General features: G+C 41.3%; 21 protein-coding genes. 13 read left to right on the top strand and 8 right to left on the bottom strand.

Annotated features, from left to right (window positions below):
- Nucleotides 1-74 precede the first annotated feature (74 nt).
- Nucleotides 75-2,315, bottom strand: coding sequence for a cell division protein FtsA (locus BrL25_RS06090; RefSeq protein ID WP_018672722.1), 2,241 nt, complete (start codon nucleotides 2,313-2,315; stop codon nucleotides 75-77).
- Nucleotides 2,316-2,526: 211 nt separating this feature from the next.
- Here BrL25_RS06090 and BrL25_RS06085 point away from each other — a divergent pair, with 211 nt between their 5' ends.
- From BrL25_RS06085 to BrL25_RS06065, 5 genes are all read left to right on the top strand, one after another.
- Nucleotides 2,527-3,621: a bifunctional 3-deoxy-7-phosphoheptulonate synthase/chorismate mutase gene (locus tag BrL25_RS06085; RefSeq protein WP_018672723.1), complete on the top strand. Its 1,095-nt coding sequence runs from the start codon at nucleotides 2,527-2,529 to the stop codon at nucleotides 3,619-3,621.
- Between the two features lie 323 nt (nucleotides 3,622-3,944).
- Nucleotides 3,945-4,961, top strand: coding sequence for a catabolite control protein A (gene ccpA, locus BrL25_RS06080; RefSeq protein WP_018672724.1), 1,017 nt, complete (start codon nucleotides 3,945-3,947; stop codon nucleotides 4,959-4,961).
- Between the two features lie 19 nt (nucleotides 4,962-4,980).
- A complete protein-coding gene (locus BrL25_RS06075; protein WP_018672725.1) occupies nucleotides 4,981-5,691 on the top strand; it encodes a 5'-methylthioadenosine/adenosylhomocysteine nucleosidase in 711 nt (236 codons plus the stop codon).
- A gap of 5 nt (nucleotides 5,692-5,696) precedes the next feature.
- Entirely contained in the window at nucleotides 5,697-5,939 is a 243-nt protein-coding gene (locus BrL25_RS06070; RefSeq protein WP_018672726.1) for a glutaredoxin family protein, read from the top strand.
- A 262-nt stretch (nucleotides 5,940-6,201) separates the two neighbouring features.
- On the top strand, nucleotides 6,202-7,053 hold the full coding sequence (locus BrL25_RS06065; protein ID WP_018672727.1) for a VOC family protein: 852 nt from the start codon (nucleotides 6,202-6,204) through the stop codon (nucleotides 7,051-7,053).
- Between the two features lie 143 nt (nucleotides 7,054-7,196).
- Here BrL25_RS06065 and BrL25_RS06060 read toward each other — a convergent pair whose 3' ends face one another.
- From BrL25_RS06060 to BrL25_RS06035, 6 genes are all read right to left on the bottom strand, one after another.
- Complete coding sequence (locus BrL25_RS06060; protein ID WP_187350143.1) at nucleotides 7,197-8,384, bottom strand: acetoin utilization protein AcuC; 1,188 nt, start codon at nucleotides 8,382-8,384, stop codon at nucleotides 7,197-7,199.
- Entirely contained in the window at nucleotides 8,344-8,991 is a 648-nt protein-coding gene (locus BrL25_RS06055; RefSeq protein ID WP_018672729.1) for a CBS and ACT domain-containing protein, read from the bottom strand. The genes BrL25_RS06060 and BrL25_RS06055 overlap by 41 nt, the downstream gene beginning before the upstream one ends.
- A 33-nt stretch (nucleotides 8,992-9,024) precedes the next feature.
- Complete coding sequence (locus tag BrL25_RS06050; RefSeq protein WP_018672730.1) at nucleotides 9,025-9,657, bottom strand: GNAT family N-acetyltransferase; 633 nt, start codon at nucleotides 9,655-9,657, stop codon at nucleotides 9,025-9,027.
- Nucleotides 9,658-9,806: 149 nt separating this feature from the next.
- Nucleotides 9,807-12,911: a penicillin-binding protein 1A gene (locus tag BrL25_RS06045; protein ID WP_018672731.1), complete on the bottom strand. Its 3,105-nt coding sequence runs from the start codon at nucleotides 12,909-12,911 to the stop codon at nucleotides 9,807-9,809.
- 502 nt (nucleotides 12,912-13,413) lie between these two features.
- Nucleotides 13,414-14,010 (bottom strand): 30S ribosomal protein S4, encoded by a 597-nt coding sequence (gene rpsD, locus BrL25_RS06040; protein WP_026315256.1) that lies wholly within the window; start codon nucleotides 14,008-14,010, stop codon nucleotides 13,414-13,416.
- 304 nt (nucleotides 14,011-14,314) lie between these two features.
- Entirely contained in the window at nucleotides 14,315-16,594 is a 2,280-nt protein-coding gene (locus BrL25_RS06035; protein ID WP_018672733.1) for a YcdB/YcdC domain-containing protein, read from the bottom strand.
- 270 nt (nucleotides 16,595-16,864) lie between these two features.
- Between BrL25_RS06035 and BrL25_RS06030 the strand changes: the two genes are divergently transcribed.
- From BrL25_RS06030 to BrL25_RS06005, 8 genes are all read left to right on the top strand, one after another.
- Nucleotides 16,865-17,470 carry a histidine phosphatase family protein gene (locus BrL25_RS06030; RefSeq protein ID WP_018672734.1) on the top strand — a complete coding sequence of 202 codons (606 nt, stop codon included), beginning with the start codon at nucleotides 16,865-16,867 and terminating at the stop codon, nucleotides 17,468-17,470.
- A gap of 23 nt (nucleotides 17,471-17,493) precedes the next feature.
- On the top strand, nucleotides 17,494-19,236 hold the full coding sequence (locus BrL25_RS06025) for a GAF domain-containing protein (RefSeq protein WP_236848095.1): 1,743 nt from the start codon (nucleotides 17,494-17,496) through the stop codon (nucleotides 19,234-19,236).
- Nucleotides 19,158-19,763: a GGDEF domain-containing protein gene (locus tag BrL25_RS25510; protein WP_236848094.1), complete on the top strand. Its 606-nt coding sequence runs from the start codon at nucleotides 19,158-19,160 to the stop codon at nucleotides 19,761-19,763. Before BrL25_RS06025 ends, BrL25_RS25510 begins: the two co-directional genes overlap by 79 nt.
- 42 nt (nucleotides 19,764-19,805) lie before the next feature.
- A complete protein-coding gene (locus BrL25_RS06020) occupies nucleotides 19,806-20,816 on the top strand; it encodes an MBL fold metallo-hydrolase (RefSeq protein WP_018672736.1) in 1,011 nt (336 codons plus the stop codon).
- 237 nt (nucleotides 20,817-21,053) lie between these two features.
- Nucleotides 21,054-21,191, top strand: a complete 138-nt coding sequence (locus BrL25_RS24710) for a hypothetical protein (RefSeq protein WP_018672737.1) — start codon at nucleotides 21,054-21,056, stop codon at nucleotides 21,189-21,191.
- Between the two features lie 451 nt (nucleotides 21,192-21,642).
- Nucleotides 21,643-22,299, top strand: a complete 657-nt coding sequence (gene refZ / locus BrL25_RS06015) for a forespore capture DNA-binding protein RefZ (protein ID WP_018672738.1) — start codon at nucleotides 21,643-21,645, stop codon at nucleotides 22,297-22,299.
- Complete coding sequence (locus BrL25_RS06010) at nucleotides 22,296-24,701, top strand: septation ring formation regulator EzrA (protein WP_018672739.1); 2,406 nt, start codon at nucleotides 22,296-22,298, stop codon at nucleotides 24,699-24,701. Before refZ ends, BrL25_RS06010 begins: the two co-directional genes overlap by 4 nt.
- 3 nt (nucleotides 24,702-24,704) lie before the next feature.
- The gene (locus BrL25_RS06005) at nucleotides 24,705-24,902 is read left to right on the top strand and encodes a hypothetical protein (RefSeq protein WP_018672740.1); all 198 of its coding nucleotides are present in this window, start codon (nucleotides 24,705-24,707) and stop codon (nucleotides 24,900-24,902) included.
- 327 nt (nucleotides 24,903-25,229) lie between these two features.
- Here BrL25_RS06005 and BrL25_RS06000 read toward each other — a convergent pair whose 3' ends face one another.
- Nucleotides 25,230-26,507, bottom strand: coding sequence for a BaiN/RdsA family NAD(P)/FAD-dependent oxidoreductase (locus BrL25_RS06000; RefSeq protein WP_018672741.1), 1,278 nt, complete (start codon nucleotides 26,505-26,507; stop codon nucleotides 25,230-25,232).
- Nucleotides 26,508-26,593 lie beyond the last annotated feature (86 nt).

Raw genomic sequence — 26,593 nt, 5'->3', positions numbered from 1 at the left:
AAATATAACAAAATAAAAATGGCTGTCGACTTTCTCGACAGCCTGAGACCCCATAGCTAATATAGGGTCTTTTTTTACTCCCAATATAGTTTTACTTTATCCCCACTTACTAAAGGGGTTTGGAAGGAAGCTACAACATGATTGACCTTCATGATGAAATTGGGTAGCTGGTTGGTCCCAATCGGCTGAGCGGGAATGTCTATATAACGAAATATATCACTTACTATAGGTGCTTCTCCTACTGCCGAGTGTATGGTTACAACATCATTATGTTGTAGCTGCGTTTGCATGGTAGCGGAACTGCCATTTAGCTGTATATCCATGTGACCTGTTTCTAAGGATATGAGTTGGTCGTTTACATAGACATTTACGGTTTCCTGAACCATATCCTCTGGAGTTATCAAATCACCAATAGTAGGAATTTTTAACTCGTGAATCTCACAATGGATGGTATCTTGTGAATAAACAGAATCCAACAAAGTAGCTTTTTTCCCATTTAAAAGAATATGTAATTCTTTGCGAGGAAGGGAATAGGGTTGCTTATTGCATGTAACCGTAAATAAGGGAGCTTCAGCTACTTCCTGTATCAATGTGGCAAACTTGCTAGACTGAATAGCTTCTCCGACGGTTTTAGGCAGACGCATCTCTAGATCCATGCGGTCAGTTAGCACGGCATCGTGTTGTAGGATTAAGCTATTATGCAAAACAATAGGGAGTTGTAAAAACTCCTCACCATTAATTGTGAGAGGCAATGCTGTGCTTGAATCAATTAGATCCTGTGCTAAAGCAGTTGCTTCGCTACCATCCTCACCTGAAACTACGCTAATGATGTCCCCATCAGAGATGAGAGAGTCGAGCGAGCCTGGTCGACCATTAATTAAAATGGTAGGAGAAGTACCATGTTCCCCCGGAATGATTTTAAGACGTCCATTCACATTGACTGACATCGCTAAACCTGGACGACCATGTAGGCGTTTCATGTCCATACCAGCCGTTAGAAGTGCATCACCTAATGTCATTTTACGAAGGTCAAAGAGCCTTACTGGAGTATCATTAATAGTCACTGTTACATAACGAATCGGTTGTGAATGTGCAGCGAGAGCAATTCCAACAGGTGTTACAAATGCAGGCCCATTTAGCAAGGGATGTTCACCAACAAATTGCTTGATTGCATCAGCACCTCTAACAGCAACACGGTTAGCTGGCAATCCCAAGTGCTGAGCTACTTTTGTTGGCAGGGTCGGAGTTAAGCTTCCGCCCCCAATTAACATAACTGCTTGAGGAGCCTTACCATTAAGTTCTAAAATTTTATGAGAAATCTGTTTAGCAAGGGATTCGATTTCAGAATCAATAGCCGCAATGATTTGATCTGCACCTACGTCATGTTCGATTCCCAAAATGTCGTGGAATTGTACGGTTTCTTGATCATGTAAATGACGCTTTACTTCTTCTGCAACAGGGAAATCAAGTAAATATGCATTCATAAGAGCATCTGTAATCTCATCCCCAGCCGTTGGTACCATACCATAAGCCGTAATACTGCCCTCTTCTGTTAAAGCAATATCAGAGGTACCAGCACCAATATCAACTAGTGCTATATTTAATCGTCGCATCGTGGTAGGAATCAACACATGAATGGCAGCAATCGGCTCTAAGGTAAGGGCCTTCATCTCTAGGCCACTTCGTTTGAGGGCTGCTAACAAGGAATCCACAACCATACGTGGGAGAAATGTTGCGATAACATCAACAGAAGCGTTCGTTCCACGTTGATCGATTAGGCTACCGATAATTTCCTCATCTAAATGGTAGTTAACCACACTGTACCCTACGCAATAATAGCGTGTAATATCCATTTCATTCAGCTCTTGAGCTAATTCAGCTTGCGCCTTTTGTACAGCAGAAAATTCGAGAGTAAGCACATCATCTTTGGTCAACACAGGTAAATGGGAGATAGGAAGCTCGAAGCGCACGCGCTTTGTTTTCAGCGAGCGTCCTGCTGCTGCCACTGCTACTTCTTGTAAGGGACCATGCTTTTGAGATAAATGCTGCTTGATCCTCTCTATTACTTCAGCGACTGCAAGAACATCGTGGATTTGTCCATCTAGCATGGAGCGTTCCTTATGCTCTAAAATGTAACAATCTTTAATTTGAAATTTGTCTTTGTCTGCAAGTGGTTCTACAATGAGTCCTACTACACTACGAGTACCAATATCTAAAGCAAAAAGAGTGTTATTTTGCTTATCTACATGTTCTTCTAACAAATGAATTGTCTCCTTCCCATCTGGAATGGAAGATTTACGTATTTTCTCTATCATATACTAGCTTCTAAAGATAATAAAACCCTATTAAATTAACCTTTTTCAAAAAAATTATGGCTTGTAACAATTACTTTCGCGCTTTTTGGTACTAAAGGGCTGGTCAAACGTCTAATCATCTACTATAATAACAGATAACTCAGAACGTATTATGTATAACCATACTGTGATTTGCAAACGATAAGGGAAAAAGTAGAAGGGTGGAGTAGAGATGAGAAATGAACAAATTGAGGCCATTCGCCGACAATTAGACACAATTAATTTGCAATTATTAGAATTAATCAACAAGCGTGCCTCTTTGGTTCAAGAGTTAGGCCAAGAGAAGAGCAAGCAGGGCGTAAATCGTTTTGATCCAGAACGTGAGCGCGACATGTTGAATCTAATTGTAGAGAATAATAATGGACCGTTCAGCGACGAAGCCATTCGTCATTTATTCAAACAAATCTTCAGCGCTTCTCTTGACCTGCAAAAGGACGAGGACAAAAAAATTCTACTAGTTAGCCGTAAAAAACAACTAGAGGATACGGTCCTTACGATTAAAGGTGTGGAATTTGGTGGAAAAGAGAAGGTTCTGATTGCTGGACCATGCTCGGTTGAAAGCTATGATCAAGTTCGTGCTGTGGCTGAAAATCACGTGAAACAAGGACTACGTGTACTTCGCGGTGGAGCATACAAGCCACGTACTTCTCCATATGACTTCCAAGGACTTGGAGCGGAAGGATTAGAGATCCTGAAACGTATCGGGGATGAGTTTAATTTAGTGACCATTAGCGAGATCGTAACACCAGCTGATCTTGAAATGGCAACAAAATATGTGGATGTTATTCAAATTGGCGCACGTAACATGCAAAACTTCGAACTGCTAAAAGCAGCGGGTCGCACTAACCATCCTATCCTATTAAAACGAGGGCTTTCAGCGACCATCGAAGAATTCATTTACGCTGCTGAATATATTTTATCAGAAGGAAATACGCAGGTTATGCTTTGCGAACGCGGTATTCGCACGTACGAAAAAGCGACTCGCAACACCCTTGATATCTCTGCTGTGCCAATCTTAAAACAAGAGACTCATTTACCTGTATTTGTAGATGTGACCCATTCGACTGGTCGCCGAGACCTATTGCTTCCAACAGCGAAAGCTGGTTTGGCAGTAGGTTCTGATGGTATCATGGTTGAAGTTCATCCTGATCCAGATGTAGCATTGTCCGATGCAAAACAACAGCTGACTATCCCGGCTTTCAATGAAATGCTAGATGAACTTTATGCTTCTGGTCTTTACAAACCAGAAATCGCTATTGTGAAGTAAAAGCAGAACCGAACTGTGTGTAACCGTAGCAGGCCTCTCATCGGAGTGGTCTGCTTTTCTCTTATGGTAGGGTGAGTTAGAAGTATAGTTATACATAACTTGAGAATGCAGCGTGTAAGGTGGTGGTTTCTTTCGGACTCTTTTCTATCGAAACCATCAGATCAAGAGACAAAAGGACCAAAACTGCGAAATCATGCCGTTAATAGGAAAAATGTAGACCGAGAAAACGGTTGCAACTATGGGTATCATATCGTATTATATGGCTATAAATTTATGAAAATAATACTGAAAGGTATAATCTGGAAAAGATAGGTGGACGTAATATGCCAATTACAATATATGATGTAGCACGTGAAGCAGGAGTATCGATGGCGACCGTATCAAGGGTCGTTAATGGCAATCCGAATGTTAAGCCATTAACACGTAAAAAAGTGATGACAGCTATTGAACGCCTAGGTTATCGCCCAAATGCAGTAGCCAGAGGGCTAGCAAGTAAGAGAACCACAACAGTAGGGGTTATCATTCCGGATATTTCCAGTCAGTTCTTTTCTGAGCTAGCACGGGGGATTGAAGATATCGCTACCATGTATAAATACAATATTATTCTTTGTAACTCGGATCACCGTTTAGAAAAAGAATTGCAGTTAATCAATACCTTATTAGAAAAACAAGTAGATGGATTGTTATTCATGGGAGCTGAGATCAAAGAAGATCATTTTCATTCATTAAAAACGGCTTCCATTCCAACGGTTCTAGCAGCTACTCGTGACCCAGAAGGAAAACTACCAGCAGTGACAATTGATCACTTCCAAGCGGCTTATGATGCTACTCAAGCACTCATTAAACGTGGGCATAAACGCATTGCAATCATTACAGGTCCAATGTCATACCCATTAGAAGGACTGGTGCGCTTTGAGGGTTATAAACAAGCGTTATTGGATGCGGGTCTATCTTATGATGAACAATTGGTTGCCAATGGTTCATTCCGCTATGAATCAGGTTTGCAAAGTATGGGGGACTTCATGAAACTCGCAGAACCACCAACAGCCGTATTCGCGGCTAGCGATGAAATGGCAATAGGAGCGATTCATGCTGTTCAGGATTTAGGACACTCTGTACCCGAAGATGTGGAAGTGATTGGTCATGACAATGTGCGGTTAGCAGAGATGGTACGTCCTCGTCTGTCTACAGTTGTCCAACCAATGTATGATATTGGGGCCGTTGCTATGAGATTACTAACCAAGTATATGAATAACGAACAAGTTGAAGATCATATTGTATTATTGCCACATCGGATTGAGTATCGTCAAAGCACAAAGGAATTGGCAGAAGACGAGTAACCAAGATAGAGGTGAGAAAATGATTATCGGAATCATGGGAGCGATGGATGAAGAGATTGCTCTGTATTTAGAAGACATGCGAAATAAAGTAACCGTAACAAAAGCGGGTATAACTTATCATATAGGTGAATATCAGGGGAAGAAAGTAGTGCTCTGCAAGTCGGGTGTAGGTAAAGTGAATGCTGCTGTCTGCACACAAATCCTCATTCAAGAATTTCAGGTGAGTCAGGTGATCTTTACTGGTGTGGCAGGCGCTGTCCATCCTGATTTACACATTGGTGACATCGTTATCTCCACAGATTGTATGCAGCATGATATCGATGCTACTTCACTTGGCTTCAAACCTGGGGAGATTCCTTATGAGAAAACATGGTGTTGGATTGCAGATGATAAATTAAAGGAATTGGCAATGAATGCGGGTCGTCAGTTAGAAGATGATATTCAGATTGTTACAGGACGTATCCTATCAGGGGATCAATTCATTGCAGATCGTCAAAAAGTCCAACAATTATCGGAAACATTTCAAGCAGCATGCACGGAAATGGAAGGTGCAGCAGTCGCTCAAGTATGCTCCATGAACGAGGTGCCTTTTGTTATTGTACGAGCGATGTCTGATTGTGCAGATGGTTCTGCACAAGTTAATTTCCTTGAATTTACGCAACTCGCTTCCAAGCGTTCCTATCAAATGGTAAGTAATATGCTTCATACTATGGAAAAAGAGGGGGCTTAATAAGAATGAGTCAATCAACGGCAATTGTTTATTCCACAAAAGGCTGCATTGAGTGCGATATGGTTAAAAAAATGCTAGATGAGAAGTCAGTTTCTTATGAAGTAAGAGATGTCATGAGCAGTAGTCAGTATCAGGAAGAAGTAGAGGCATTCGGATTTATGGGGGTTCCTGTTACTGTAGTGAATGGAAAAGCAGTAAAAGGCTACCAGCCTGATGGTATTTTACAAATGTTAGGGAAATCAAAATAACATAAAAATAAGCAGATTCATTCATACTTACTAGTAAGGATCGCTTACATTACAAAAGCGGATTTGTATCGTATGCTTCATGCATCGTACGAATCCGTTTTTCCTTTCCGATCGGAGTGGGAGAATCCCTCTTGGTACGTTACGATAGATAATAAATTGACAAGAACTTTGTTATTCTGTATACTTACAATAAGTAATCAACTTACTTTTAATTAATAATAAAAAATGTAAGATCATATATGAGCAAAAGGGGTTGGAAAGAATGAATTTCCATGGCTATCCATATACATTTGTAAGTCAGGTTCATCTTATCATCGAAAATATAGAGCGTTCTATAGCATTTTACAAAGATATGTTGGGATTTCAGATTCTCGATCGTACGGAAACAAAAGTAGTTTTTACTGCTAATGGAAAAACACCACTGGTAACAATTGAGCAGCCAGATAATGTAGCACCGAAAGAACCATGGAAGACAGGATTATATCATTTCGCACTCTTAGTTCCTAGCCGTGCTGATTTGGCTAATACTCTGTTACATCTTCTTCAAGAAGGCTATCCGTTACAGGGAGCTTCTGATCATCTTGTTAGTGAGGCCGTTTATTTAGCAGACCCTGATGGGAATGGAATTGAAATTTATGTAGATCGACCATCTGAAACATGGGTTTGGGAGGGCGACTCTGTAGGAATGAGCACAGAACCCTTGGATATCGAAGGTCTTTTGCAAGAGAATAAAGAAGAAAACTGGAAAGGACTACCAAGTGGTACGATCATGGGACATATCCATTTACAGGTAGCGAATTTACAGCAGGCAGAGGAATTTTATACACAGGGGCTTGGGTTTGAAGTCGTATCTAGATATGGGAGCCAGGCACTCTTTATATCAACAGGAAAATACCATCATCATATCGGTTTGAATACATGGGTAAGCGCTGGAGCATCTGCGCCAAGTCCGAATAGCGTTGGATTACAATCTTATACGCTGGTATTACCTGACGAGGAATCGAGAGAAAGAATGGTTCAGCAGGTGAAAAGTTTCGGGGCATCCATCAAAGGAGAAAACGGGATAATGATTACGAAAGATCCGTTTGGCAATACTATCCGTTTAGTAGTGTAATAGTGTAGGTGCTATCGATATGGTAAGAGAAGAGGTATGCGGTATCTGCATACCTCTTCCTATTTTTTAGAAAGGATACGTAAAAATCTTTCCTCTTAAAGAGATTGAATTTTAGAGAAAAATAGGAAAGTTAAGATAGTAAGTCACCGATGAGGAGCATGCAAGATTGCTTTTCCCAAAGATAGACGATTTTTTTCGCTAATTTCACCACGCCTTGGAATCGTCATGAAAGTACTCACATCATCAAACAAACAGGTAGGTAACTCCAAGGGGCTGTACGGCAGCCATTTTTGTAACCATTCAGTGGGAAGTGGACCGTCTGATAGCCATTGATCTGTCATCTCGCTCCATAGTAGAGTCCAAGCACGAGGAACAACACGCCAAATATCATAGCCTCCACCGCCAACGGCTACCCATCTTCCTTGACATAACTCATGAGCTAGTTTATGGGCAAGTCGGGGGATGTGCTGATAGATACGCATAGAGCAACTCAAATGTGTGAGGGGATCGTAGTTGTGGGCATCGCAACCATTTTGAGTAATGATAATATCAGGTTGAAAACCATGTGCGATTCTAGGGAGGAGGGCTTCGTAAATTTCTAGGAAAGAGTCATCTTCGGTGAAAGCATCAAGTGGTACATTTACACAATAACCAAAGCCTTGGCCATCTCCACGCTCCGTTACATTTCCTGTACCTGGAAAAAGATATTTTCCTGTCTCATGCAGGGAGATCGTCATGACATTGGGGTCGTCATAAAAGGCCCATTGAACGCCGTCACCATGATGGGCATCTGTATCAATATACAAGACGCGGGCATTCCAATGTTTGCGTATGTATGCGATTGCTACAGAGCAATCGTTGTAAATACAGAAGCCGGATGCTTTCCCACGAAAGGCATGATGCAACCCACCAGCAGGATTAAAGGAGTGTTCCGCCTGTCCATTCATCACGATATCGACTGCCGAGATAGTTCCTCCCACAATAAGAGATGTGGCTTCATGCATATTTTCAAATATGGGGACATCTTCGGTACCTAAGCCATAGCTTGGTGCAAGCGGTAATTCTTCTTGTTGGGTACCCTGTCGCTTCACTATCTCTAGGTATCGTGGATCATGTACGAGCAGTAATTCTTCGTCGGTGGCATGGCGTGGAGCCATAATATTTTCTGAAGTTAGTAATCCATAAGCTTGCATGAGGTCATATGTGAGTAATAGACGTCTTTGATTAAAGGGATGTTCCTCATGAAAAAAATATTTGGTATAGTCAGCTGAATAGATTAGACGGGGGGTACTAGTCACGTAGGAATTCCCCCCTGATCGGGTCGAGTACATGAAAGCCTTTGTCACGTAACATGCTTGTCACCGTGCGAGTATCCATGGTTGTCACTCGAAAAACCAGAATTTTTTTACCTTCTGTGGCTGAGGGAAATACAATAACACTGCTCACATTTACTTTAGATTCACGAATAACCTGACTTACCTCCGCTAACACACCGTAGCGATCTTCTACTTCTATTTCTATCTGAGAGCTTGCTTTGTTTACACCAAACAGTTCAATCATTTTATATAAAATATCAGATTCTGTAACAATGCCAACTAATTTGTTTTCTTCGAGCACTGGCAATGACCCCACTTTGTACTCGTACATGGTTTTGGCAGCCTCCTCAAGAAAATCAAGAGGGTGAGCGGTTATAACCTCTGTATTCATAATCTCTTGTACTGGTTTGGTCATGATAATATGGTCATCGGATCTGGCGTATAGAGAAGAGGGGAGTGCATCACGTAGGTCTCGGTCGGAGACGATTCCGACAAGAATTTGATTATCTAGGACTGGTAGATGGCGAATGCGATTTTGCTTTAAGAGGGCTAATGCTTCGCGTATACTTGTGGTTGCGGTAGCTGTGACTACCTGTTTGCGCATAAAATCTTCTAAACGCATAGACAAACTCCTTTCAATCAAGAGTATAAATTCTTAATACATATAACGTGATTGAAAACGCATGCTGTCAAAGGTAGTCATACTTTCAAGAGGAACTCGTTTACCGATTCGAGTCATTAGACAGTTTGCTGGATGCGAGCAAATTTCGGGATCATCGGTGGCCATCCACATCATACCAACACTCCCCATCAATTTCTCCATCACTTTGCGATAGTCCCAGACACTTAATCCTGTTCCTTGTAAATCCCAATGCCAATAGTACTCGGTTGATAAAATAATGTAATCTTCCAATGCATCGTCCATAAGAGCCACTTCTAGCATCTGTTTTGCTATACCACCCTTACGTATCTTTGAGCTTACCTCAATAGCTCCTAGCTCAAGTAAATCATCCATTTTAATCATGGACCAACGCTCCAGTGGGTCAGGATGTAGGAAGGTGACGTAAGCCAAGACTGCATTTTCATGGCGTGCCACAATAATTCGTCCTTCGGGTAGGTCAGCAATTTCAACTAGAGCTTCGTGTTGTTGTTTGGGAGAGCGAAATGCTTTTAAGCCTTCATCAAATTCCATATTAGCCAAGTCTTTAGAGCAAACTGGGCCTTCAATTATAATTTGGTTATTATTAACCCATACTTCTTTTTGATAAAATGTTTTCCTATGAATCACTAGGCCTCACCATCGCTTCCCACGAATCTTCATGCTTAGTATATCTTATTCCATACAAAAGGAGTCTTATCTTTTTGAAAATTCAAGAATCTGTCATGGATGGAAAAAAGACTGCTGGGGGGATACCCCAACAGTCTTTAGATGGTTATTTATTTTACTTTTGCATGAGCTGAGGGAGCAGATTCACCATAGGTATTAACTGCAGTGATGTAAAAACTACCTCCAGGTTCGTTTGTAGTTAATACAAAGCTTGTTTCGGCTACTGAATCCATCAATTGATAGTTGGTTGTGCCATTCATAGCATAGTAAACGTTGTATGCAGTAATGTGATCTTTTTCTGGCGCTTTTTTCCAGCTAACTTTAATTCCATCTGCGGTTTTAGAAGCACTAACACCTTGAATTTTACTAGGTGCGCTTGTAGCTACTGGTGGTTGTGTAGTTTGACCGTTATCAGGTGGAACAATAGGGTCCACTTCAGTGCCTGGTTGATTGTGGTCAGGGTTTGGCTGTACAGGTGGATTACTATCACCTGGGATAACTATGTTTCCGTCCACACCACCTGACGTAGAAGAAGCTTGGGACTCGTTGCCTGAGAGGTCAACAGCTGTCACATAATAACCATGGTCATTACGGCCAGTATCCGTATAGCTTGTTGTTTTTGGGTCTTTAACGGTTGCGATTTTTTCAAATCCGCCGTTTACACTTGCGCGATAGATACGATAGCCAAGTACATCTTCCTCTGGGCTGGCATTCCATGTAAGGGTAGTGCCACTACCTGATCGAGCAGTAGTAACGCCTGCTGGAGCGGAAGGTGTACCATCCACTGCTACACGTGGATCTTCTTTTTCTGGCATCCGCTCTGCCCAATCCGCCGGTTTGGTGCCAACCTTGCTATTTTTTGCGGAAATTTGATCAGAGGATGGAAGAGGCTCTGGACTCTTAAAGAAGACGCCCTCTGTAACAAAATCATCTGGTGTATTTTCCTGAGCTAGATAGAGAACTTCACCGACTTGAACGACACGGACTTTTTGATGAGAATCGTCCACTTTGGTTGGTACGAATCTTTGATTAAACAAATCGGTAATAACGTGGCCGGTTTGTTTAGATAGCTCACTTGGTAATAAGCCGGACTTACTATCAATTGTTGCGCTGACAATACCGCTTGGTTTATTGAACTTCGCTGATTTATCGGCCACTTTTGGATCAATTTTAAAGATCTCTGTCATCACCTTGCCCCAAATTTCCATTGGTCGGCGTTGTGCCGAACCAGGAATGGTAGTTGGAACATCATAGCCTGTCCATACACCAAGGGTAACATCCGGTGTGTAGCCTACGAACCAAAGATCGAAGGAATCGTTGGTAGTTCCCGTTTTTCCGGCAATATCTACACCTTTTGGTACATATCGTTGTACAGAAGCACCTGTACCAGAGTTAACGACAGTACGCATCATGTCTGTCATCAGGTAGGCGGTCTGTGGACTAAATACCTTAACAGGTGAGACATTGTGCTCATAAACAGTATTTCCACGGCTATCCACGATTTTTTGAATCATGTAGGCATCTACAAAGTTTCCATCGTTAGCAAACGTAGAAAATGCATTGGTAATTTCTTCACTGTTGAGACCATACGCTAGCCCACCGATAACTCCGGTAGCCGCATAATTATCACTATCGACCAGTGTGGTGACACCCATTTTTTTCACATAGTCTAAGGCGGTCGGAATTCCGACTTTCAAATACGTTTTAATAGCTGGTACGTTCCAGGATTGACGCAGAGCTTCACGAGCACTCATCATCCCATGGTATTTACGATCCCAGTTAAGTGGCAAGTGAGTACCTTTGCTGCCATCTGCCAATAGTACAGGTGAATCGTCAATCGGGCTACCAGGCTGTAAGAGACCCAGCTCAAGTGCCGGCGCATATGCGGCAATTGGTTTCATAGCTGAACCAGGCTGTCGTGGTGCGGTTGCGTGATTGGTTTGTTCAACATTAAAGTCACGCCCACCCATCATGCCGATTATGGCACCTGTCTTGTTGTCAATGAGCGTAGCGCCTACTTCTTCTAGGGCGTTTTCGATCTTTTCCTTTTTTCCACCACGTGTTACATAATATGTACGATTACTACCAAAGTTTTTTGGATTGGCAGCGATCTTTTCCATGGCGGTATTGATTTCTTTGTGCACAGTCGTGTACACATGATAGCCCTTTTGTAGAATCTGACGTCGTTGTTCCTCTAGAAGCTGACGATATTCATTACGGCCAATTTGTGATTTATCACGACCGTCTTTTAATAGCTTTTGGTCCAACAGAACCTCAGCTGTACGTTCTTCTATTTCCATCATGAGGAATGGGTGCTCTGCGTACGCACGTTTTTCTGGTTTGGCGAGATGTGCTTGTAAATTAGTGGAGAGAACCTGTTGTTGTTGAGCAGCTGTTATGTAATTGTTCTCTCTCATTCGTTCTAGCACCATTTTCTGGCGCTCTAGTCCACGACGGTACCCTTCTTTATTAAAAGGAGAGTAGGCCATAGGACTTTGCGGAAGTCCAGCTAAATAAGAGGCCTCGGCTAGATCAAGATTGCTAGCATCTTTGCCAAAAATCCCTTTTGCGGCTGCTTGAACGCCATAAATGTTAGAGCCATTGGCGTCTTTACCAAAATAAACGTCATTCATGTAAGCTTCTAAAATCTGATTCTTGCTAAACATTCTTTCAATTCGTATGGCATGAAGAATCTCTTTTGCTTTTCGTTTATGGCTTACTTCAGGTGAGAGGATGGTACGTTTAATCAATTGTTGTGTAAGCGTACTACCACCTGTTACAACACTTTGTTTAGTAAGCTCTTGAATGGTTCCACGTAAGGTAGATTGAACAACTATTCCACTATGTTCATAGAAATACTTGTCCTCTGTGGCAATGATGGCGTTAATGAGTGCGGGTGAAATCTCCGAAATTTTGACCATCCGGCGATCTTCTCCCTTGGCTCGAAGCTGACCGATCAAGGAACCATCTTGATAGTAGGCAAACCCTGTTTGAAACTTGCTAAACAAGAGTTCTTGAATCTCTTCTTTGCTTCGGACCGGTTCATCTTTCACAAGAGCAGCTATGTAGCCCGTAGCAACCCCACCTACGAGAAACAGCCCCATAAATCCTAACAAAAAACAGAATGCAAGAACTGCTTGCACAGGGTGCTTCTTTCTGCCGCGTTGCCCTATTTTACGTCTAGGCCTCTTGGCAGAAGCATCTTTATTCTGCATATACGTCCTTTCCCCCTTAAAAGATCAGCCCCATTATACCATAAGTAAAAATACTGGGGTAGAATCATGTCGAGCCATAGATAATTTGGCTGGAAAATGACCGAAAACCAAGAATGATGGCGTTTTTAGGTCAGAATAATATCCACACCTGGTATTGTTTATATTCAGTGTGGAAAAATAGAACGCAGAGTAAGCTGAACGTACCTCTTGTAGAAACAGCTCTTCTATACTAGATTCTGCGTTTGATAAGTTATTGTTGCATGAACGAAAAGCTCTTCCTAATAATTGACGCAAATGTAACGTCAAGGTTTCGAAATACTAGTCTATTCCTCTAAATTTTGATGTTTTCTGACATTACATCAGGGGTGGCTACCAACAGCCAAGCTTTTAAATACGCAATAGGCCTGAGGGAAAGAAAGCGTTTTTTTATCGAACATTGTCGTGTAACCATAAAAAAGCTCCACACCCAAAGGATGTGGAGCTTGATGTTTCCAAGTAAAGACTAACGGCTGTACCACTCAACGATCAGAGTTTCGTTGATTTCAGCAGGCATTTCAGAACGGTCTGGTAGACGTGTGAAAGTACCTTCTACTTTGTTATCATCGAAAGTGATGTAGTTTGGTACGAAAGAGCGAGCTTCCAAAGATTCTTTCACGATAGCAAGGCCACGAGATTTTTCACGAAGAGTGATAACATCTCCTGGTTGTACGCGGTAAGAAGCGATGTCAACTTTTTTACCATTAACAGTCATGTGACCATGGTTAACCAACTGACGAGCAGCTGGGCGAGTTGCAGCAAAGCCCATACGGAAAACTACGTTATCAAGGCGGGATTCAAGAAGCTTCATGAAGTTCTCACCCAATACGCCTCTCATTTTTTGAGCGTGTTCGAAAGTGCGACGGAATTGCTTTTCGTTTACACCGAACATATGACGTAGTTTTTGTTTTTCTTGCAACTGAATACCGTACTCAGTCAATTTACGGCGGCTTTGTCCGTGTTGTCCTGGTGCGAAGTTGCGTTTAAGATCTTTTCCTGTTCCATCTAGAGAGATACCTAGACGGCGAGCCAGCTTGTGGCGTGGTCCTGTATAACGAGACATATGCTCATTCTCCTTTAATTTGGATTCGTAGGTGTTTACTTCCAAAAGGCAAGTTTCATCTTCATACACGAACTTCAGACGGTAGCGTTTCCGCATCGTGCTCCTCTTGAAAAACAGCCGCAGTCAAAAGGCAAAGGGGGTGAAACTAAAAGGCAAGCCTCGTATTCCTTCTGTTTTTACCTACAATCAATGCTACCCTATTCAAACATAACTCTTATTCTATATGTTGGCTCTAGGTAAAGTCAAGAGAATGTCTTAGAATAGCAGTCGGAATTAGCTGGCAAAATCAAGCTTAGCTATAAGACTAATACCGAGACTTAATAAATAGAGATTCTTCAGGCGCCTTTTTATTGTAAGCCTCTAAGAATTTTTGGAAATAGATAGCGGCTTCTTCACGAGTCACTGGTGCATCTGGCTTAAAGCTTTGATTAGTCGTTTCCATAATACCAAGTGCGGTGACGATTGAAATAGAACCCTTTTCCTTTACATTGGCTGTATCTGTGGCAGATGCTACAAAGAGATTAGGCAACTCAGCTAGGGAATGATAGCCTAAGGCTCGGGTGAACGATTCTGCTAATTCAGCTCTAGTAATCGGTTTTTCTGGTTGTAGGGTCTTGTTTTGGGAAGGAGAAATGTATCCGCGTTCAAGGGCATACTCAATAGCGCCAAAGTAAGGGGAGCTAGTGGGTACATCATGAAAGCTAGGCTTTTTAGGTATAAAATCATCATCATAATTAACATTGCTAATGATAGCTACTAGCATCTTGATTATCTCACTGCGTTTTATGGGTTCTTTAGGCTTTATCTGTCCATCTATAAGTTCGATTGCGTTGTATTCGTACATAATCCGTAATGCTTTTTGCCTGTCAGTAGGAAGCTTATGTAAATCCTCTGGTTCTGTGCGATTTACCTCAACGGGTTTATTTGTATAAAAATTAATCCACTTACCAGTGACTGCGTCTAGCGTATAGTTTTTTTGGTTAGAGGGTTGTAATGTATAAGTAAGGGTCAAGGGTTGTGAATTTGACGCTTGTTGTTTTTTTTCACTATTATCCTCTTCGTTCATTTGATAAGTTAATTTTACTTCCAGTTGTTGAAGCCACTTTTCTTTTGCTTCTTCTAGGGAGAGGTAAGTCGGTAATTTTTGGGGGAAGCTATCTTGACTGATTGTTGAGTAAAATGAAAGTAATTCCCCAGTCTTCTGATCTAGGTAGACACCTGCACCTTCTGAAACGATTATTCCATGAATATAGCGCTGGAACTTAAAAGAACTTTTCATAGTACCGTCATATCTTGGTTCATCTTCATGATCAACCGTATCTAAATATAAGGATTGAGCTTTATAAGGAGCTAGTCTTTGTACAGTATCTATAGCAAGCTTTTGTAATTTTTCTGGAGCTATTGGAGTTTTGTTTGTATCTTCATTCATTTTCTCCTCTAAAGAAGGGAGGAGGGTGTAATTTAGTACGTTACCGTTTTTTGCATCAATCGTGAGAGAAATTGTGTCAATCCTATCGTTTTGCTTTTTCTTTTCAAAGGATAGTTCCCAGGAACTCCCTTCCTCTATATTTTTCTGATAGCTTGCTTGTGTTAACTTCCAGTTCTCCAACGACATTAATTTTTTTGCTAGCTCGATTGCTTGGGCTTGCGTCAATGGTGTTCCTTTATGCAAAGGAGGCAGTGGTTTGTCGACTACAGGTGAACGTTTGTCGGGATTGCTTGAAATAAGGGAAGAAGGTTCTTCTAAAAATTTACCTGTGTTCGCATCTATGGCTAGTTTCTTGTCATAATCATAGATTAATTGAGGCTCAGTTACTTCAGTTTCCTTAGGATAAGGTACGTTGTATCTTAAAGTAATAAAAGGGCTTTCTTTAAAAGTTTTGGTGGCTTCTTCAAGAGATATTTTTTTTGAATCAGGAGGGAAATTCAAATCTTCACTCCATGTAAAATAGTAGGATACAATTGTTCCATTAGGGCTGACTCTAACTGTTATGGAATCCTCGGGAAATGGTATTCCATTAATTTGTCTTTGGTATGTAAAATAATATTCTGTAGAGGTGAGTGCTGTTCTGTCATCTGAAACAGGAGTGGGCTTCAATGAAATACTTGATAATTTCTTACCGGCATGCTTACGTAGAAACGCTTCCGCTACTTGTTGAGCTTTCTCTAGTGAGATAGGTTCCTTTCCTTTCGTCGCTAAGAGAGAAGGGTGCGAAAAAGAATAGTTGATTAGTTCGCCTGAGTTTGCATTAATTTCTACTAGTAAGAAGTACGGTTTTCTTCGATCAATGTTGTCACTACTCTCCCAAGTAAAGCTCCAAGTGGGAGACGAATCAGTATCTTCATTGGACTTAAAGGAGCTATCACTAAGAACTGGATTCATGCTAGGCCATTCCTTTACGAACTCAGACGCAAGAGAGAAGGCTTGTTCTTTTGTTAATTTGGACTGGTTAACATTGTGAGCTACAGGCTGGACATACTGTTGAGTTGATTTTTGTGTTGTTTTAGCCTCAACCATGGATCCCGGAAGAAATAATACTCCTGATATGCTAAGCAAGCCTACTGAACGTATCCATGAATGCATAAATAAAACCTCCTAAATCTGAAATAGGTAATGTAAGCACATGGAACTGCCATATATATAACGGAATCAACAAGGAGGTAAGTACCACAAGGAAGTCATGATGGCGTTCTATAAAGGGTGAAACGAAAGAGGAGTTTTGAGCGTTTCAGTGGAAATTAAAAAATAGGAAAAATGTGTTATTAGATTTTGAAGATTCTAGTATCTCGTGATTATATCCATTATAATTAAATTGTACATATTCATGCAAGGAAAGTAGGGTGTCTTACTAACATGGAAACCATCGTATACTTAATCCGACATGGAGAAACGGATTGGAATCATATACAGAAAATACAAGGTCATACGGATACCGATTTAAACGAACTGGGGTATAAGCAAGCGGAAAAGCTAGCGAACCGACTTGCCTTAGAAGGCTTTACTCATGTGTACTCAAGCGACTTAAAACGTGCCTTTGAGACGGCGAAACGTGTAGGAGAACATCAACAGATTCCTGTTCCTGTAACGAAAGTACGCGGATTGCGTGAGCGTTGCTATGGCGATTGGGAAGGGCGCCACCTTGCTGATGTACAAAAAGATATGTTAGAGGTTGAGCCACATCAGTCTATCTGCGGGATCGAATCCTATCATGCTATGCAAGAACGGGCTGATCGCGTCCTAGGCGAAATAATTGAGCAACATCCTGGCCAAAAAATTGCAGTGGTAAGCCACGGGGGACTGATTAATGCTTTTCTGCATTATATTACAGATGGCCAACTTGGTACGGGCATCACTAAAATTGGCAATACCGGAATCACCATTCTGCATGTGGAGAATAAATCGTGGAAAGTTATGGAGATAAGTCGAGTTGACCACCTAGAGGAAACCATAACCGATTAATATAGAGGAAGAAGGAATCAGCATTGCGGACACGAACGCAAATAGGAACAGTAGGTAAATTATTTGATAGCGTTGTTCCCTTTTTTCTGCCTTCTTGGCCCATACAAGCACCAGGGCTCCTTTTCTTTGCTACTCCAGAGCGTGGTGTAATCGCTACCTATGAATTGGGAACACTCCCGGCACATTTGCCTCCAACTTTTTTTCAAGATGCCATGGAGGATTTAGTTAAACAGGAGATACCTGAGGCTTGGAAGAGCGGTCAGGTGATTAGTAAGGAGCGAGTTACTACTGAGTGTGGTGATTACGAATGGCTGTTGCAAGTCTTAGGTCCTCAACCAGATGACATACATGCGATCGCGGGTATTCTTACTTGCGTAGAGGAAGCTGTGGTCAATATACAAACCTACGGTGAAATGGTAAAAGGATTATATTCGCTTGGGTATAAAGGGTTTATTCAGCGTATGGCTAGTGAAATAGTAGTGGAAGCAAGCAAATGTAAGGATGCCACCCCATTTATGAAGACAGTTGTTAACGGTTTACATGCTACGGTAGGGAGGGGGCATTGTTCGCTTATTAAATTGGATGAAAATGGTTTTTTGTTGCCCCAAGAACGTTTCACAACAGATCCCGCTGTATATACAGGGTCCAAATTACATCAGGTATTAAACTGCTTTGTATCTAAAAAAGCAGAGGTTTATCAAGAAGACTCGTGCGTTGCGATGTACCCAATCTATGTGGAAGAAGAACCAATCGCGGCACTCATTCTCCATGTATCCGATAAAGAAGAGCAATGTCTAGACAGATTGGATATAGAGATGCTACATACGACTGGGGAGCAGGTTAGCCATCAGTTGCATAGGACTTTGCACATGCACGATATCTTGCGGGAAAGTCAAAAGAAAGAACTTCTTTATCAACTGACAAAACAAATTCACGCCTCGATTGATGTAAACGATGTACTAGCTGGAGTACTTGCAAGCATAAAGCAATTATATCCGTATTTTTCAGCGGAATTGTATCTTACTATGGAAATGGAAACAAATTTACCCATCAAGACCTTCTCTTTACAAAAACAACATAATCAGGTCAGCCAGCAGGCTTACCTTGAAGGAAAACTAATGATGGGTCAAGAGATCATAGAAGAGCAAGCGATTACTTTTGTCGCTGCTCCATTGCATGGTAGACAAGGGATTTATGGCATCCTTCAATTAGCAACGCATGAAATCATTAATTTGTCTTCTAAAGAGACCGAATATATCTCTATTTTAGCGGAAACAGCAGGTAACGCTTTTGAAAACGCTCAGTTGTATCAGCAATCACGTGACATGGTCCGTGAGTTACGTTTAATCAATGAGATGGCCCAGCAGATTAATCGTAGTTTAAACATGATAGATATACTTGAATTCGTGACTAAGATGTTGCACAGAACATTTAATGTGAGTTATTCTGCTATCCTACAAAAAGCACCAGACGGTGAGCGAATGCAAATCATCTCTTCATCGAAGAGCGATCAGATCGGACAATTAGTACCTATTTCAGCTACACCGATTGCTGAGATTTTAATTGATAAGCGGAAAATTCTGCCTTCTTTAGACTGCTTTACTAATCTACCTCATCATTTGTTTCCTTATGATTCTGTGATGGGGTGCCTTTATTACAAGATTCAGAAGTATCAGGACTCTTACTGGTGGCAGATCATAAGCCTAATTTCTTTACCTATGATGACTATAAATTACTCGAACTATTTGGACAACATACTAGCCTAGCTATTACGAATGCTCTATTGTTAAGTGAAGTGGAGCGTATGGTTATTACCGATAATTTAACAGGGCTTTTTACACGTAGATACTTAAATGAAAATGTGAAAAAATCCTTACTTGCTGATGAACAGGGCTCCTTAATTTTAATCGATATTGATTACTTTAAGAAAATTAATGATACCTATGGTCATCTTGTTGGGGATGAAATTTTGTATAAGGTAGCTTCTGTTATTAAAAACTGTATTAGAGACAGCGATATTCCAGCAAGATGGGGTGGAGAAGAAATAGCTATCTACCTACCACATGTTGATGTGCTGGTAGCCAGTAAAATAGCAGAACGAATTCGCATCCGTATACAGCAAGAAAGTAAACCAAGTGTTACGGTTTCCAGTGGAGTTGCTATGTGGAGTAGGGATGTTCAACAAAATCGTTCAGCCGAAGAACTATTTCACGATGCAGATGTCGCTTTATATAAAGCAAAGCAAGAGGGGCGAAATCAGGTAAGAAAGAGTGAATCAAGAAAAATATGGTAGGCGATGAGAAAATGCTATCTGTAAAAATCTGGGGGAGATAGAATGTCTGCCGTATCAAAAAAAAATAGATTGTCAAAGACTACGACAGAGGTTGCAAGGGGAGTGTATCAAATTCCGATACCCACTCCATTTTCTGTAGGAGATGTGAACGTATATGTGATTGAAGGCCAAGAATGTATCACGTTGGTAGATGTGGGTCCGTTAACAGAAGAGGCGTGGATCAGTCTAGAGAATGGACTAAATACGATTGGATATCGTGTGGAAGACGTTAGGCAAATCGTGCTTACACATCACCATGTGGACCATATTGGACAATTGGAGAAAGTAAAGAACATATCGAAAGCAAAGGTGTATGCTCATCCTCTAGCAGCCCCATATGTAGAACAAGATGAGGAGTTCATGCAATTTCATGATGAATTTTTTATTGCTCTGTATAAAGAGTGTGGCCTACCAGAGAAACTACTATCGATTGTAGAAAAATTTCGTGGCACGATGGCAATCTTCCAAGAAAAAAGCACAGTGGAAGAATCACTTGTGCATGAGCAAGCTCTGCCTCATTTTCCAGAGTGGCAAGTGTTGTTTACACCAGGACATTCTCAATCTCATTTATCCCTGTACCGGGCCTCTGATCAATTATTAATAGCAGGCGATCACTTGATCTCTTCTATTTCCTCAAATGCTTTTATTGAACCACCACAAGATCGGAGTACGACTCGACCACTAACATTGGTGCAATATCGGACCGCATTGGAGATGTGTGCGGCGATGGATATTAAACTGGTGGTTTCTGGACATGGGGAGCCGATCGAGAATAGTCGTGAGCTCATTTTTGAACGATTACAGAAAACCTGGGAACGTACCAATGCTATTCGTCGATTTTTGCTTGATGGCCCAAAGACTGCATTTGAATTAGCTGTCCTGTTATTTCCCCTTCTTTATCTCAAGGAATTACCGCTCGTTATTTCTGAAACCTTGGGACACATTGATTTATTGGTGATGGTTCATCAGGTACATGTACAAAGCAAAGAGGGCGTTCTCTATTATTCACTATAAACCTTTCCTTCAGTAAAAGTCCTTTCCTGTTAGACAAAGCGGGTAAGGACTTTTTATTGAAATGAATCCTCTCATTCCTATCATGCGTCTTTCTAAGTAGAGAGAGTGAGTAAGGAGCTCGTAATAAAGTAATCTTATACATAGCTTTTATTGTCGAAAGAACAGGGAAGTACCCTTTTTTTGCATGCCGATCTGTACTATAATAAATGAGTTCCTATTCAAGGATAGGAAAGCTGGATGGATGATCAAAATCATTCTTCCGCTACGCTTACTTCTACTAGTCCTTTTTTATTAACTCAGACTAAGTTAGGTAACGTGTTACGTACAGGTGATCTGCAACGTATTGCTCATTATATACAATCTTTTGGCATTTAGGTGCTTGTGGTAAGCTGTTTTATCACCGTTCTACAAACCTTCTTTCCGTTTGTCCCCTATTTTTTTGATTGCAGGTGTAAATGTTCTGATATTTGGCGGGATACCCGGTTTTTTATTAGGTGGCTGTCTGCGACTATAGGGGCTACTCTCAGCTTTTTTATGGCTCGTTACGTGACATTTGATTGGGCTAAAAAAAGTGGAACAGCAGCCTTTTTTGCTAGATGAATGAAGGGCAAAACAAAGAGGCTTTTGTATTATTCTGATGGCTCGGTATATTCGAAGTTATACCATCAATCACCATCTAAGAGGCTACAATGGGACATGATTTATGAGAATTTCACGCTCATACACTACGTTTTTTGCTGATGATTGCCATTTTAGGTAAGTTGAGATGTGGCTTGGATCTGTAGTAGGAAAAAAACGGAGAAGAAGTAGCCTGAGGATGATAAAGATGAGAACTGAACAGCATAACACGAAAGAAAGAATACTGGTAGCAGCAGCCTCACTGTTTTATTCACAGGGGTATGATCGTACCACTGTGCGTCAAATTGCAGAGAAGGCTCAGGTTAATGTAGCATTAATTTCTTACCATTTTCAAGGCAAGCAGGGAGTTTTGGAAAAGCTGATCAGCCACTACTATGATCATTTTTTCAAAATTGTACAGGAACAATGGGAGAAAGAAAAACCACAGGATTCGATGGGGCAGTTAGAAAAAATCGTAAGGTTATTTGTTTTTTATCAACATGAACATGCGTTGGTAACTAGGTTGATTCAGCGGGAGTTAAGTGTGGAATCTATGCTCGCACGAGAAGTAATGACCGTCTATATACATCAATTGAAGCACCGCTTTGCTAGCGTGATAGAAGATGGAATACAGACAGGGGAGTTTCGGAGTGTCAGCGTTGATGCTGTTCTGATGAATCTTTCCAGTATTTTGACCTATCCGTACCTGAATCCACAGATTGTCCGTGAAGTATATTATTTAGAACCGGGTTCTGCTGATTTTTGTGAATGGCTTGTCACCTCAAGCGTTCAATTTTTGCGTTCCCTCTTAGTACATACAGGATTGAATGAGAAACAAGTTGGTAAAGGGGTTGTCCAACCGTGAAAAGAAGGCTGTTGTTGTTATGTCTTGCCGGTACTCTTTGCTTTCACAATGTGGCAATGGCGTCTCCATTTCCTAAGAAGACGAGTGACATTGTACAAGACCAAGCAAAGATTTTTAAAAAAGATGAACGAAAAAATCTTGAAGAATCACTTAAACAAACACCGGGTATTTATAAGGTTGTTGTAGTTGAGAGTACTGAGCCAGAAGCAAAGTCTCCTGATGAGTATGCGCAGAAGCTATTTGCTGAGTATAAATTAGAGGAAGACTCTATGTTGATGGTGTTGGACAAGCAAAAGAAGGATCTGGGTGTGTATGCGGGCCCTAAGCTTGTTCAACAAGGAGCAAAATCCGAGCTATTAAAAGGAAAATTGACAGCTTATTTTGACCCTTGGAAGAACACTGATAAATTTGATCAGGGCATCTCTCAGTTCGCCAAAGAGGTACAGAATGAATTGAGTAAATTGCCAAAGCCTGCGGAAACAGCGACCGCGACTGACGCAGACCCTAACATCGAATCTCAAGAAAATACGCTGTTGAATTGGTTACCTTGGTGGGTATTTGTCTTGGCAGGAGCCTTGTTTATAGGACTCCTCTATTTGATGACACTAACGATGCGTCGTCGTACCCTCATGCGTGATATTGATGAACTAGAGGATTGGAAAGATGAATTGCTAGAGAAAATTGAAAAAATAGAAGTGGAAAAAAATAAGCGTCGCGTGTCAGGAGTGACTGAAGAACGTTATGTAGCACTCGCATCACGTAAGGAAAAGCTGCTTGGAACCAGTATTCCCGATATCGAAATGTTGATTATAGAAGCGGATGAAGCTTGTGATCGTTTCCGTTTTAAAGCAGCCAATAGCTTAATTCTTGAAGGCGAATCGATGCTTAATGATATTGAGGATGAACTAGAAGACCTTAAAAATGATACAACCCAAGTGGTACAAGCAAAAAATGAGAATAAGCAAGCCATACCAGAGCTTGAAAAGATGCTAGAACAGGTGGAACGAAAATTATCTGATGTGAGACTTGAATATGGACTTTCCTTCCATGAACTAAAATCGGATCTGGATCGCATTGCCGACATGAAGGCAACAATCAAATCTGCTATTGCTAGTGGAGATAATGTCAAAGCGGCTGAAGTAGCTTTTGAAGCTCATTCAATTTTAAGAGAAACGAGCAACTTATTAGAACAGCTACCCACATATGTAAATCAAGTGCGTACCGAAATGAAGGAAGAATTACATCAGCTTGAACAGGATATCGAGACTGCATTAGGTGGTAAGTATGACCTGAACCAAACGGCTCTTGATGAGGAATTATTGCAGGTAAAACAATTGGTGACCTCTGCTGGAAATGCCTTAGAAGAGGGAAATTTTCACATGTTGCAAACACATGTAAAAGCATTCGTCTTAAAGGTGGAATCTATTTATAGCAATCTTGAACAAGCAGTGCTCGGAGAAAAAGGGGAAGAGCCTACGGATCAGGCGCAAGTAGTACAGCATTCATCTACTTTAACACGTGAGGATACTTTCAAAGAGCTCGCTGATGACCAGCAAGAAGCCACAGTAGAGAATGCAGAGGAAAGTATTCAAGAGTATGCGGAACAGAGTAATGAAGAACAGAGGAAAGAGACAGATCCTCCTGCTATCCAGCCATCTGGGACGGCGGATACGACTGTAGCATACCGGGAAGCCGCGGCAAGTGACACAGTGACAGTGGAAACACCTGTTGCTAAGAAAAGTGCTCCCCCTTTGCAAAGTGATCTACAAAAGAGCCGTTCCCATGTAAGTGATAGGAAGCGGGAACGAGCGGACGGAGAAGAGCATCACGAGTATGAGTTGGTTATGCCGAAAATCCCTAAACCAATGTCACACGAATCTGAGAAGCTGGTTAAGATTGAGGAAAAACCATTTATTGAAACAGAAGATGATATTTTAGATGAGATGGAGCGCATTTCGGGTGAATTAATTTGTATCCGACAGCGTATTAAGCGTAGCTACTTGCCTGGAGTTCCAGATGATTTGAAAACAAAGTTTGATACAGTTGTCGGTCTATTAGGGCAAATTCAGCTACGAATGGAGAATACTCGATATGACATTCGTGAAGTTGCTTATTACCTTGAAGAGGCTCATGAACAGCTAATGGATACACATTACATGGCTGAAAATACAATTGCGGCTTGCCAATCGGCAGAGGGTGCTATTCAATATACGAATCGCTACCGACGCTTAAATCGTCAAGTAAATGAATTGCTAACGAAATCAGAGCAAGCTTTCCGTCAGTTGTATTTTACCGAAGCGTATCAGTTAGCAGAAGAAGCCCGCTTAATTATTGAGGGAGATCATGATGACGATGCCGGAGGTCGCTGGATGCTACGTAAGAAAAAAAGAGGAGAGCGTTAGCCGATGGTTGATCCTATGCCGTATTTCCTGATAGGAGCAGGTTTAGTAGTTGCTATCCAGCCTAAAACCAAACGCTGGAACCGACGCTTGAGCGCCCACTTTGCAGGTAACGAGAAACGAATGAAACAACGAGCGAATACGTTTTATCTGTTGGGTGTATCATGTGTGGTAGTGGGATGCTTTTTGCTATTACGTAAATAAATCTACTAGCAAGAGGGACAGATCTTATAAGAGTAGGTTGCTAATCATAAAGGAAGGCACGTCTTTTTTAGGCGTGCTTTTTTGTATTATCTAGACAAAAAAAGAAGCGTCAATGATCGACGCTTCCAAAGATAAAGATAAAGGGAGTAGAGGTGTGAGAATCAGTAACCAACTACTTTTAGGGGGAGTAGGGTTCTGAGACGCTCTTCTGGGAGGAAGAGCAATTAGTAATATATTCCCCAATAAAATAGATAGTTAAACATGTATTTTAAAAAATTGTATGGTAATCTGCTATTTTTCTATAAGATACATAGTTTTACAGGATAATTAGCTAGTTAAGGTGTATTGAGCCGCATGTAAGCCGGCTACATAGCCAGAAGAAAAGGCAATTGTAATGTTATATCCACCTGTATGTGCATGGACATCAAGCACTTCTCCAGCAAAGAATAGTCCAGTCGCTTTTTTAGACTGCATAGTTCTCGGATCTACTTCCTTAGTATGAATGCCACCACCTGTAATAAAGGCTTCTTCCAGTGACAGAGTTCCAATGATTGTTAACGGGAATGATTTCAGAAGACGAGTGAAATTTTGCCATTTTTGCTTATTGAGATGGCTAAAGGTAATTTCTTCTTCTAGCTCTGCTTTCTGTAAGAGAACAGGGATAAGTCGTTCGGGCACATAGCCCTTCAATGCATTCTTGATCGTTTTTTTCGGTTGTTCCTCACAAAGCTTCCATGTTTCCTGGGAAATGATGTCGATGGAACGCTCTGGAAACAAATCAATTGTCAATTGGAGAGGAACGATGCCGAATTTACGCTGAGTAACAGATACAAAATGTCCTAACCGTAGGACAGCTGGACCAGATACGCCGAAATGGGTAAAGATCATATCTCCCTCTTGTGTAGTTACCCGTTTTCCTTTTGGATCAGTAAGGGTCAGTTCGACTTCGCGTAAAGAGAGTCCTTGTAATGTTTTTTGTTTAATGATCTCATCGCTTGCTCGCAATGGTACTTCAGTGGGATATAGATCAGTAATGGTATGACCAGCTGCTTTCGCCCACTTATATCCATCCCCAGTCGAGCCTGTTTGCGGTACGGAACAACCACCTGAGGCTACAATAACAGCTTTTGTCTTCAGTAATTCCCCATTTTTTAATTCAACCCCTGTACAAGCATCTTGTTCATACAGGACACGCTCTACCTCTGCATGCAGACGGATGTGAACTCCCTCCTGTTTTAATTGACTAACAAGAGCATTCGCTACGGTAATCGCTTTATCTGTCGTGGGAAACATTCGGCCACGATCTTCCTCTTTTAATGAAACTCCTATCCCTTCAAAAAAGTAGATAATATCTTGATTGTTAAATTGGGCAAAGGCACTGTGCATAAATCGACCGTTTCCAGGAATCTGTTTAATCAGCTCTTCTAAATCTTTAGCATTAGTGACATTACAGCGTCCGCCACCTGAAATGATCAGTTTGCGTCCTAGTTTTTCACCTTTTTCAAGTAAGCAGACACTGGCTCCGTGTTTGGCAGCTGAATAGGCAGCCATAAGTCCCGCGGGGCCGCCACCGATAACAATGCAATCAAATCTTTCTTTCTTCATTAGATGTTCATCCTTTTATTTACTGTATAGGGTAATGTGCACCTTTTTCTCCACCATTACACAAGATGTGATAAGGAGATAGTGAC

Origin of the sequence: Brevibacillus laterosporus DSM 25, assembly GCF_002706795.1 — a bacterium.
Classification (GTDB): Bacteria; Bacillota; Bacilli; order Brevibacillales; family Brevibacillaceae; genus Brevibacillus_B; species Brevibacillus_B laterosporus.
The sequence above is the reverse complement of the archived record's forward strand: the minus strand, read 5'-3'. Positions and strand labels throughout refer to the sequence as shown.